The following is a 10,699-nucleotide window of genomic DNA, read 5'->3' on the forward strand; positions in this document are numbered from 1 at the left end:
CCCATCTTGAATCACGATGGATCAGATGAAAAGCATGTGTTGGACTCATTGATCGAGCGCGCCAACACTGGACGACGTGAGAAACAGCGACCTCTCCCGCACCGCGCTCGCGGCGTTCGCGCCGGTGGTCTGGGGCTCGACCTACGTGGTCACGACCGAGCTGCTGCCGGTCGGCCACCCGCTCTTCGCGGGCCTGCTCCGCGCGCTTCCCGCCGGCCTGATCGCGCTGGCGCTCACCCGGACGCTGCCGAAGGGCTCGTGGTGGGGCAAGGCGGCCGCACTGGGCGTGCTCAACATCGGCCTGTTCTTCCCGTTCCTGTTCATCGCGGCCGAACGCCTGCCCGGTGGCGTCGCGGCCACCCTGGGCGCCGCCCAGCCGCTCGTGGTGGCGCTGCTGGCCGTCGGGGTGCTGCGGGAGAGCCCGTCCGCGTGGCGGCTCGCCTGGGGCGTCGTCGGGATGCTCGGCGTCGGGCTCGTGGTGCTCGGCCCGGCGGCCGGGTTCGACCTGGTCGGCGTGCTCGCCGGGCTGGGCGGCGCCGCGACCATGGCGCTCGGCGTGACGCTGACGAAGAAGTGGGGCAGGCCCGCCGCGGCGAGCCCGACGGCGTTCGCGGGCTGGCAAATGACCGCCGGCGGACTGTTCCTCGTGCCGGTGACGTTCCTGTTCGAGGGCCCGCCGCCCGCGATCGGCCTCACCGCACTGCTCGGCTACCTGTGGCTCGGCGGTGTCGGCGGCCTGCTCGCCTACGTCCTGTGGTTCCGCGCGATCACCACGCTGCCGGTCACGTCCGTCTCGATGCTCGGCCTGCTGTCCCCCATGGTCGCCGCACTGCTCGGCGTCGTCGTCCTCGGCCAGACCCTGGACGCGGTGCAGCTCACCGGTTTCGCACTCGCCCTCGCCGCGATCGTCGCCGCCCAGCGACCGGCACCCGTTCTCGTCAAAGGAGTTCTCCAGTGAAGATCGCAGTCGTCGGCGCGTCCGGCATGGTCGGTTCGCGCGTCGTCACCGAGGCGGAGCGCCGCGGGCACCACGTGACGGGCGTGTCCCGCCGAACCGGGGGTGACGCCACCGACCGCGGGTTCATGGACACCGTTCTGTCCGGAGTGGACGGTGTCGTCGTCGCCACCACGGGCACGACCACCACCACGGTGCTCGATGCGGTACTCGCGGCCAGAACGCGCGTCATCGTCGTCGGTGGCGCCGCACCGTTGCGAACACCGGACGGCACGGGCCTCGTGCTGGATGACACCCGGTACGTGCCGGCGCACATCCGTCCCGTCGCCGAGGCGAGCATGCGCCAGCTGGAGGAGTGCGAGGCCCACCGGGCCGACTGGGTCTACCTGAGCCCGCCCGCGCTGCTCGAACCCGGCGAGCGCACCGGCGCCTACCGCCGGGGTACGGACGTGCTGCTCACCGGCCCGTCCTCGATCTCGGCGGAGGACCTGGCCGTCGCGGTGCTCGACGAGTTGGAGAACCCCGGCGAGGACAGGCGGTTCACGGTCGCGAGCCGAGCTCCAGCCGCAGGATGACCTCGCCGTCCTCGTCGGTCTCCCCGGTGGGAACGAACCCGAACCCGCGGTAGAACGGCTCGGGCGAGCCCTCCCCCGGCACGTAGCTGGTGAACAGCTCGGCGGCCCCGTTCGCCCGCAGCAGCGCCACGACCTCGTTCAGGATCGCGCTGCCGTAGCCGCGCCCCTGGTGCCCGGCGCCGACCAGCAGGCGCCACAGGAAGTACGGCCCGACCACGCCGGGCTGCGGCGTCACGTTCCAGCTCAGCATGACGAACCCGACCGCGACGTCGCCGTCGTAGACCGCGCGGAACCACGGATTGGCGTCAGCGTTCTCCAGCGCGTCCCGGAAGGACTTGTCGACGGACGCGACGAACTGCTCCTGCGCGGGATGCACGCGCACGGCGACCACGGCGTCGCGATTGGCGTCGGTGACCTCGACCAGGCAGATCTGAGCGCTCATGGCCCAGGATCCTGCCCTCAGCGCGACGTCTGCGGCACCGAATAAGCGGTGGAGGAGGACTGGGGCGGACTGACGGACGTCGGCGGCACGCCCGGCTTCGTCACCGAGCCGGGCGTCGTGGTCGACCCCGGCGGCGTCGTCGACTGGACCGGCGGCGTCTGGGGCGAGTGCGAGCTGGGCGGGAGCACCGTCGTCGGCGTCGACTCCACCCGGACCGACGACGGCGAGGGGGTCGGCGGAGGCTGGGAGGTCGTCGAGAACGGCGGTGTCGCCGGTTCCGGGGGCGTCGCGGCCGGCAGCACGGCGAGCGCCACCGCCACGACCCCCACGGTCGCAAGCCCGCTGCCGACCACCGCGATGGTGCGGCGCCGGGACCGCACGGCCTGGCCGCGCTGGATCAGATCGGCCGCGGTGACGGCACGCGGCGGCGCCCCTTCCTGGTGCAGAGCGGAGAAAGTCGCCCGCAGATCGTCTTCGCGAACCATCACACCTCCAGCCTCAAGTGGTCGAACTCCGGGCCCAGCTTGCGCCGCAACGTCTCCAGGCCCTTGCTGCTCTGCGACTTCACGGTGCCCGTCGTGCAGTTCAGCGCCGTCGCGGTGTCCTCGACGCTCAGATCGTGCCAAAAGCGCAGCACGAGGACAGCACGCTGCCGTGCGGGCACGGCGGTGAGCGCCTGCCACACCACGAGCCTGTCCTCCGCCCCTGCGACGGAGGACAGGCCCTCTGGGGGTGCGTCAGTCAGCTTCTCCCTGCGCCAGCGCACCTTGCGACGTTCGGCGAGGAACGTCCGCACGACGATCTGACGCAGGTACGGCTCCAGCCCCGACCGGTCCGAGAGCTTCGGACCGGCCAGGTAGAGCTTCAAGAACCCCGACTGCATGAGGTCTTCCGCCTCGTGCCAGTTCCCGCACAACAAGAACGCGGTGAACCGCATCGAGTCGGCGTACCGGTCGAAGCAGTCGGTGAACTCGGCCTCCCAGTTCAGAGGTGACTCCCTACCGGGGCGAGGTCGACGGGGCCGGCGTCGTGGCGGGCGGGCTCCACGTCGTGGGGCCGTGGCTGACCGACGGCGTCGGCAGCACCGACGGGTACGCGGTCGTCGGCGGGTGCGCCGGCGTGGACGACGCCGGCGGCAGCACGGTGGTGGGCGGGTATCCCGGCTTCGAGGAGGACGGCGGCAGCACCGTCGTCGGAGGGTGCTCCGGCTTCGTCGAGGACGGCGGGAGCACGGTCGTCGGCGTCACCTCGGGCGAGGTCGAGACGGGCGGCTGCGGAGCCGAGGTCGTGGGCTGGGGCGCGTTGCCGCCGCCGCTCAGCGCGAGCGCGGGCACCGCGATGCCGATGGCACCCAGCGCGACCGCTCCGGCCACGATCACCATTCGTTTGCGCACTTGCAGCTCCAGCAGGTCAGTGGCGCCAGGATCAGGCACCCTCACCCGTATCCATGCGGTCGGGCTCCGGTCCGGTTGCCCTTGTGTCCTGGATCACGATCTCGACGCAGCGGGCCCGTTCAGCGGCCTCGTCCAGGACCGTTCGCCGGGGTTCGGGCACGTCCAGCACGCGATCCTCGGCCTTGCTGAAGACGCCCGAGAGCCTGCGGTCGTTGCGCAGCACGTCCAGCGCCTGCCAGTCGCCGCCGAGCACGACGCTGTCGAGTTCGGCGAGCCGCGGCACGAGCACCCTCGCCACGTCGTCCGCGGCGGCCTGCAGCGCGACCCTGGCCTGGCCCTCGCGGCGCCGGGCGAACCGCTGCTGCGACCACCCGCCGGCCCGGATGCGGCCGTGGACCTGCTTGCGGTCCGTAGCCGAGACCTCGACCCTGCCGCCGAACGCCACCCCGACGCTGTGACCGCCGAGCCGCACGAGGACCAGTCCGATCCTGCGGGGCTCGATCAGCTTCTCGACCACCTCGTATATAGAGGTACCTCCGCGCGTCGCGAACGTGGCCGTCGCGCCGTCCTCGGCGGTGACGACGACCTGGGCCTCCGTTGTGAGGATCTGCACGGCGCCGTGGCGATCGGCGAACCTGCCGATCCAGCCTTCGACGCGTTCGGGCTCGACTTCGACGGCCCGTCCACCGGGCACCGGCCGCACCCGGCTCACGCGTCCCACCCCTTGGTACGGCGGAACGGTCGTACGGCTCCCAGGCCGCACCGGCCGTGCTCCCAAATGCCGGGATCGACTGAGTGAAGAGTCAGCACGCCCGAGTTGGTCACCATGCACACACTAGAACCACTCCGACACGGGCCGTGAACGGCACAGAGATGTTACTGATGGGTTCGGAGTGCTTGACAGATGAGTCTCGAAAGCGTGAACTCATCAACCGTATGGATTAACCATTGACTCCATCCGGCTCCGACCAGCGATGTTCACGGACGGGTAGGGTCACTGGGGCGTGATCTTATGACAGCGGGGAGTCACCATGACGACTGCTGCCGGTCGACCAACACTGACCGTTGACGAGACGGACTCAACGGGCCACGGCAGCCTTACGCAGCTCTTGACGACGGGACCGTTCCCCGAAGCGTTGAGGGCGGCGATCAAGGCGAGCCGGCTCAGCCTCGACCGCATCCAGCACCGGTTGGCGCTGCGCGGCGTGACCATCAGTGTCGCGACGCTCAGCTACTGGCAATCAGGACGGCGAAGGCCCGAACGCCCCGAATCACTCGAGGCGCTCCGGCACCTCGAGTCGGTCCTGGGCGTGCCTCAGTCGGGACTGTCGGCACTGCTCGGCCCACCTCGTCCGCGAGGCCGCCGATGCCGTCCGACGACGATGATGCCGATCGACGCGCTCTGGGCGCGTCGGGAGCGGGTCGCGAACCTGCTCTCGAAGGTCGACACGTCCTCCGACCTGAAGCTCGGCCGGATCAGCCAGCACGACCGCATCGAGATCTCTGCCGACGGCGGGCAGAAATCCGTGTGGGTGCGGCAGATCCTCCGTGCGGAACAGGACGGGCCCGACCGTTGGGCACTCGTGTTCGAGACCGAGGAGAGCGATGTTCTCCCCGAGATCCTGAACGTGCGCAACTGCCACCTCGGCCGCATCGCCCGTGACCACGAAGCCAACATCATGGTCGCGGAGATGATGTTCGAACGGCCGCTCACCCGCGGCGAGACCCTCATCATGGAATACCAGCTGGTGTTCCCCGAGGGCCACGCCCCCAAGGGCAACAACACGTTCGCGCGCAAGTTCCGGCTGCCGGTGCGCGAGTACGTGATCGAGGTCCGGTTCGACGAGACGAACCTGCCTTCGCGTGTGCAGCAGTACAGCGTGCCCGCGGGGGACGAGACGCCATCGCGGCGTCGCAACCTCACCCTGGACTCGGGTGGCGGTGTGCACGCCGTGGCGCTCGGGTTCGGTCCTGGCGTGTTCGGCATCCGGTGGGAGTGGCCGAACCGCTAGCGAGGCTCTGACAGACGTGTGAGGGGCGCTTCCCAGCCTGGGAGGCGCCCCTTTCGCATGTGCCGCCGCACCGCGGCCACGAGGAAGGCCCCCGGCTCGTGAGCCGGGGGCCTTCCTGTTCAACTCAACTCAGCTCATCACACCCAGCCGGCGATGGACAGCGTGACCGCCCGGATCGAGCCGCGGTCCGAGCCCACCACGTCGGCGACCTTGAACACCCAGTTGCCGTCCACGGCGTCCGCGGTCAGCGAGGACAGCGGCGCCCCCGCCTTCCAGGACCCGGTGAACGGCGCCTGGCCGCTCGTCACGCCCGAGAACGGCAGCGTGGCGTCGTCGGTGAACACGGCCTGGCAGATGTTGTTGCCGGTGCCACCCGCCCGCGAGAACAGCGTCACGGACTTGCCGGACGGCGAGGTGAGCGTGCCCACCAGGTCGCCGACGAAGGTGTGGTCGATGCCGACCGTCGTCGAGGCCTCGGTGGCGGAGCACGCGGACCCGTCCACGGAGAACTTCAGGTTCGACGCCGCGCCGACACCCGTGACCGGCAGCGAGATCGAGACGCCGGTCTGGTCGTTGTCCGGGATGGCGACCGGTGCGCCGCCGTACGCGAACGTCTTGAAGTCGCGCGACGGCTCACCCACGCGGAGCGTGAACGAGGTGGTCGTCGGCGACGTCGCGCCCGCGTAGGTCACGCGCGCGTCGAGCTTGACCGCCGAACCGAGTCCGGCGGACGCCGGCACGGTCACCTTGTAGGTGTTGCTGACGGTCTGGCCCGGGTCGATGTTGCCGTAGTACTTGGAGCGCGGCGCGATGGTCACGCCGGCCGACGTCGTCGACAGCACGACCGAGGTCGACGCGGCCGAGCCGTCACCGTTGTTCGCCACCGGCAGCGTCACCGTGGCGCTCGTGCCCGGCTTGAGGAAAGCGCTTCCGTCGGCGTCGTTGACGATCGTCGGCTTCTGCGCGCGGGCCAGTGCCTGCGGCGACGCGCCCGTGTAGGCGAGGGCGCGGTCGGCCATCACGATGCCGGCGCCGGTGCGGTTGTCCACACCGGACTCGACGATGTCGATCGCCGTGGTGACAAGGGCTTCCTTGACCTCGGCGGGCGTCAGCGTCGGGTTGCCGGACAGGATCAGACCGGCGATGGCGGCGGCGTTCGGGGCCGAGGCGGACGTGCCGAAGAACGGCGCGAAGCCCGGCACCGACGTGGTCACGCCGTCGGCCGCGGTGAGGTCCGGCTTCTGCCGGGTCTCGGCGAGCGGCGAGCCGTCCGGCGCGAAGAACGTCCTGCGCGGGCCGTCGGAGGTGAAGCGCTCCGGCTTCTGCGCGCTGGTGAACGCGCCGGGGTACGGGCCGCTCGGGTTGGCCGGGTCGCCCGGTTCCAGGTCGAACGGCAGTGCGCCGGCGGCGGGAGCGGCCGCGACGGAGATCGCGCCCTTCGCCGCCGAGTGGCCACGCGTGGTACCCGGCGTGACGTACTTCTTCAGGCCGTCGTTGGTGTCGGCGAACCGGCCGCCGAACAGCGACAGCGCGAAGTACTTGTCGTCACCGCGGTACTTCACGACCGCGAGGCGCGTGCCCGCGGAGCTGGACGGGGTGTTGATGCGCTCGTACGGGTCCTGCGCGCCGTCCTGGTTGTTCTGGCTGAACGTGACAACGTTGCCCTGGGCGTTGACCAGGTACAGGTCGTAGTCGTTGGCCGACTGACCCAGCGGGTCCGCCCAGTGCAGCACGGTGGGCGTGTCGCCTGAGCCGTTCGACAGCGGGTTGAACAGCTGCTTCGCGTTCGGGTCCGGGTTGAAGTCGTGCGCGGAACCGGCGAACTTGCCGACGCCCACACCCGAGTCGACGAACTGGCCCTCGTAGTGGCCGGACGTGCCGTCCACGACGTTGCCCTGGTTGCCCGCGCTGGAGAAGAACAACGCGCCGTCGGCCACGACCGCGTCCACCGCGCGCGCGATGATGCCGTCCTGGAACGGCGACTCGTTGAAGTAGATGACGTCGTCGACGATGACGTCGCAGCCGAGGTCGAAGCGCAGCTTCTTGATGTTGTCCGCGAAGCTCGCGTCGCCGTTGAACGCCGTCGCGAAGCCGAGCTCCGCGTTGGGCGCGAGGTCGTGCAGGATCTCGAGCATCGCGGTGCCCTCGTCACCGGAACCCGCCTGACCCGGCACGATGTCGACAGCGGGCAGCTCACCGGAGGCCTGCGACACGGCCAGCGAGCTCACACCGTCGGACAACGCGCAGAGCTTCGTGCCGACACCGGTCACGCGGTACGACCCACGTGCGGCCTCGGCGTTGTGCGCCTTGTCGCTCTCCGCGACCTTGGCGGCCTGGACGGAGAGCTGCTTCTCCGAGAGCCGGCGCTCGATCTCCGCCGACTTGTCCTCTTTGGACGGAGCCTGCTTGCGGGCCTTGGTGTCCCGCTTGTTCTTCACGTCCTGCGTCATCGCGTCGCTGCCGGGCTCGACGCGGGCCACGTCGGAGCGTGCGGCGATCTCGGAGATCTTCGCGATCGGGACCTCGGCGCGCACGGTGCGGTGCTCGGGGGACACTGCCCGAATCTGCCCACCCGCCGCGCGGACAGCGTTGACCAGGTCCTCGGAATACTGCTTGGCACGGATGTCGACGAGAGTGGTGGACTTCGGCGTCACGGCAACGCCGGTCTGCACCTGCGGGAGAGCGCTCGTCGTCGCGGCCGAGACGCGCTTGCGCGCCTCCACGACGAGTGCGCTGTCTACTTTGGACTCGGCAGGGGTGAGCGACTTCTTGACGCTCTGCAGCGCGGCGATCTGCGCTGCCGTGCGGTCGGTGATGGACTTGGACGCCTTGCCCGGATCTGCGGACACGGGCGTGACAGCGGTGAGTGCGGCCAGAAGAACTGCGGTACCTGCGGTGACTAAGGTCGTGCCTCTTCGAGATCGGCGCACAGGAGTTTCTCCCCCGAACGTTGGCGTGCCCCCGAGCACGCGGCCTGCGACCGGCGATTCCCGGTCGAGGCGTCAACGTATGGTGCTTGCCTGATCACAGTCAGCATCCAGATGGGCTACTTCTCACTTAGCAGACACAATCACACTTCACAGAACAAAAGCGTCAGTCCACAACTGACCGGTTCGCCCGGAAAGCGCCTCCAGCAGCGCGGCCGCCTGGTTGTCGGTCAGCGACGCGATGAAGTCGACGACCGCCCGTCCCCGCGCCAACCCCTTCACGACGTCGGGACCGACGTGCGGGTCACCGGCCGGACCGACCAATGTGGACGGCTCCGTCCGGGCGAGCGCCGCGTACTCCGTTTCGGCCAGCTCGACGAGGTCGTGCAGCCTGCGCGGCAACCGATCCGCCTCTGCCCGATCGGTCACCCACTGTTCCAGAGCGTCCACCAGCGAACTGAGCAAACGGGCCTGTCCACGTTGGTGCAACGCCAGATCGGGCCGCAGCAACACAAAGCGCCGGTGCACGAACTTCAACACCTGCACCTCGTGCCACTGCTGCACGGCCAGCACGACGTGCCCGGACCGCGGCGTCGGCTCCTCGATCACCCCGACCGCGTCGACCAACCGGCGAGTCCACCGAGCACTGAACCCGGCGACCGCCTGCTCGGCCTCGACCGACCCGTCGAACGGCACCGCCAGCAGCCCGTCGACGAGCTCCTTGCTGACCTTCCGGACCGCCAGCGCGAACGCCTCGTCGTTCATCACCCAGGAGTCCTTGAGGTGCATGCGCCGCCGCAACGTCTCCAGCGACCGTCCCGGCATGCGGATCTCGGCACTGAGTTCGGCGTCACTCAAGCCGGCGAGGTCGAGCGCCTGCGCCTGCCACGTCCCGAGCTCGGCGGCGACCGTCGCGTGCTGCAGCACCCCGACCCGGTGGAAGTCCTCCAGGTCGTGGATCGCGTATGCGATGTCGTCCGCGGTGTCCATGACACTCGCCTCGACGGTCTGCTGCCACGACTCGATGCGCCCGTCGAACGGCTCACGCGCCTGCCGCAGGTCGTTGATCTCGGTGACGTACGCGGAGAACTTCGAGCTACCGGTACCCGGCAGGTCGTCCGGCTCGGACGCACCACGCGGCGCGACCGCCAGGCCGAGCGGCTGGTGACGCGTCCACGGGTACTTCAACATCGCCGCCCGCACCGCCACCGTCAGGTCGAGCCCGAGCGCCTTGGGCCCGCGCACGTCCGTCGTGGTGATGATGCGGAACGACTGGGCGTTGCCCTCGAACCCGTCCGGCAACCCGAACCGGTGGCGGGCCAGCCGGTCGAGCACCTGCTCGCCGAGGTGCCCGAACGGTGGGTGGCCGAGGTCGTGGGCGAGCGCGGCGGCTTCGACGACGTCGGGATCACACCCGCCCAGCTTCTCCAGCACCGCGGTGAGCTCGGGACGGATGGTCAGGCGTTCGGCGATGGCACGGGCCGCCTGCGCGACCTTGAGGCTGTGGGTGAGGCGGTTGTGCACGAGCAGGCCGGAGCCGGTGGAGCTGACGACCTGCGTGACGCCACCGAGCCTCGCGAAGAACGGGGAGCTCGCGACGCGGTCCCGGTCGACCCGGAACGGGTTCGTGGCGAGGTCGGCGGTCCTGCCCACGCCGGCCGAACGACGGGCGGCACGTTGCTCGTTGTGCATGGAAGAGAAGGTACCGGGGCGGTCATGAGCTTCGGCGCCCCACGCGTCTTCCTCTTTGCGCGGCGAAGATGACCATGGTTTTGGGACACACCTCCCTCGGTAAACAACTAGTAGAGGGAGCAGGAGCCGAATCAGGCCATCGTTCACCCGATCGAGTTAGCTGAGCCGTGGACCCGCATCGAGCTGGCTGGGCTGCGGACGTTATCGAGTTGGCTGAGCCGCGGACGGCATTGAGCCAGCCAGACTGTGGACGATGTCCAGACTGTGGACGATGTCGAGGTGGCTGGGCCGCGCCGGAAGCCAGTCCCGGCCGTGTGCCCAAGACAAGGCGTGTGACCAAGACAGAAAGCCCCTGAGGGGAGCGTTTGTGGCGCTCGACCCTCAGGGGCTTCTGTACGTAAGTTCGGCGGCGACCTACTCTCCCACACCGTAACCAGTGCAGTACCATCGGCGCAGAAGGGCTTAACTACCGGGTTCGGAATGGGACCGGGTGTTTCCCCAACGCTATAACCACCGAAACACTATGGAATTCACAAACCAGAAACCCCGAACCAGCAAGAACTCATGACCCTGCTGGGGGTTCGATCGGTCCTGGTTGTTCTCCCAGAACCGCACAGTGGATGCGTAGCGTCTTTGTAACAAGTCCTCGGCCTATTAGTACCAGTCAGCTCCAACCGTTACCGGTCTTCCACCTCTGGCCTA

The 10,699-nt window shown here is 69.3% G+C and carries 10 protein-coding genes and 1 rRNA gene; 3 read left to right on the forward strand and 8 right to left on the reverse strand.

Annotated elements, in window-relative coordinates; all coding sequences use genetic code 11:
* Window positions 1–76 precede the first annotated feature (76 nt).
* Window positions 77–958, forward strand: a complete 882-nt coding sequence (locus tag PV646_RS27115; protein ID WP_500345007.1) for an EamA family transporter — start codon at window positions 77–79, stop codon at window positions 956–958.
* A complete protein-coding gene (locus tag PV646_RS27120; RefSeq protein WP_500345008.1) occupies window positions 955–1,530 on the forward strand; it encodes an NAD(P)-dependent oxidoreductase in 576 nt (191 codons plus the stop codon). The genes PV646_RS27115 and PV646_RS27120 overlap by 4 nt, the downstream gene beginning before the upstream one ends.
* On the opposite strand, the gene PV646_RS27125 is transcribed toward PV646_RS27120, so the two are convergent.
* Genes PV646_RS27125 through PV646_RS27145 form a run of 5 tightly spaced genes read right to left on the reverse strand, consistent with a single transcriptional unit; the run spans window position 1,496 to window position 4,078 of the window.
* Window positions 1,496–1,972: a GNAT family N-acetyltransferase gene (locus PV646_RS27125; RefSeq protein WP_500345009.1), complete on the reverse strand. Its 477-nt coding sequence runs from the start codon at window positions 1,970–1,972 to the stop codon at window positions 1,496–1,498. The two genes, PV646_RS27120 and PV646_RS27125, sit on opposite strands and share 35 nt — an antisense overlap.
* Before the next feature lie 17 nt (window positions 1,973–1,989).
* A complete protein-coding gene (locus PV646_RS27130; protein ID WP_500345010.1) occupies window positions 1,990–2,457 on the reverse strand; it encodes a hypothetical protein in 468 nt (155 codons plus the stop codon).
* On the reverse strand, window positions 2,457–2,960 hold the full coding sequence (locus tag PV646_RS27135; RefSeq protein WP_500345093.1) for a SigE family RNA polymerase sigma factor: 504 nt from the start codon (window positions 2,958–2,960) through the stop codon (window positions 2,457–2,459). Before PV646_RS27135 ends, PV646_RS27130 begins: the two co-directional genes overlap by 1 nt.
* 10 nt (window positions 2,961–2,970) lie before the next feature.
* Window positions 2,971–3,366 (reverse strand): hypothetical protein, encoded by a 396-nt coding sequence (locus PV646_RS27140; protein WP_500345011.1) that lies wholly within the window; start codon window positions 3,364–3,366, stop codon window positions 2,971–2,973.
* 31 nt (window positions 3,367–3,397) lie between these two features.
* A complete protein-coding gene (locus PV646_RS27145; RefSeq protein ID WP_500345012.1) occupies window positions 3,398–4,078 on the reverse strand; it encodes an acVLRF1 family peptidyl-tRNA hydrolase in 681 nt (226 codons plus the stop codon).
* Between the two features lie 397 nt (window positions 4,079–4,475).
* On the opposite strand from PV646_RS27145, the gene PV646_RS27150 reads away from it, so the two are divergent.
* Window positions 4,476–5,378, forward strand: a complete 903-nt coding sequence (locus tag PV646_RS27150; protein ID WP_229694335.1) for a hypothetical protein — start codon at window positions 4,476–4,478, stop codon at window positions 5,376–5,378.
* A gap of 137 nt (window positions 5,379–5,515) precedes the next feature.
* Here PV646_RS27150 and PV646_RS27155 read toward each other — a convergent pair whose 3' ends face one another.
* The 3 genes from PV646_RS27155 to rrf all read right to left on the reverse strand — a co-directional run bounded on the left by PV646_RS27155 (window position 5,516) and on the right by rrf (window position 10,515).
* The gene (locus PV646_RS27155; protein ID WP_500345013.1) at window positions 5,516–8,227 is read right to left on the reverse strand and encodes a S8 family serine peptidase; all 2,712 of its coding nucleotides are present in this window, start codon (window positions 8,225–8,227) and stop codon (window positions 5,516–5,518) included.
* Window positions 8,228–8,455: 228 nt separating this feature from the next.
* Complete coding sequence (locus PV646_RS27160) at window positions 8,456–9,997, reverse strand: deoxyguanosinetriphosphate triphosphohydrolase family protein (RefSeq protein ID WP_500345014.1); 1,542 nt, start codon at window positions 9,995–9,997, stop codon at window positions 8,456–8,458.
* A gap of 401 nt (window positions 9,998–10,398) precedes the next feature.
* Window positions 10,399–10,515: ribosomal RNA gene (rrf, locus tag PV646_RS27165) — 5S ribosomal RNA — on the reverse strand.
* Window positions 10,516–10,699 lie beyond the last annotated feature (184 nt).

Origin of the sequence: Streptomyces sp. ID05-26A (genome assembly GCF_033794685.1) — a bacterium.
Taxonomy (GTDB): domain Bacteria; phylum Actinomycetota; class Actinomycetes; order Mycobacteriales; family Pseudonocardiaceae; genus Lentzea.

Bases quoted from the DNA above. Each gene is read 5' to 3' on its own strand.
- PV646_RS27160 (WP_500345014.1), bottom strand. From the start codon at position 9,997: ATGCACAACGAGCAACGTGCCGCCCGTCGTTCGGCCGGCGTGGGCAGG.
- PV646_RS27130 (WP_500345010.1), bottom strand. From the start codon at position 2,457: ATGGTTCGCGAAGACGATCTGCGGGCGACTTTCTCCGCTCTGCACCAG.
- PV646_RS27125 (WP_500345009.1), bottom strand. From the start codon at position 1,972: ATGAGCGCTCAGATCTGCCTGGTCGAGGTCACCGACGCCAATCGCGAC.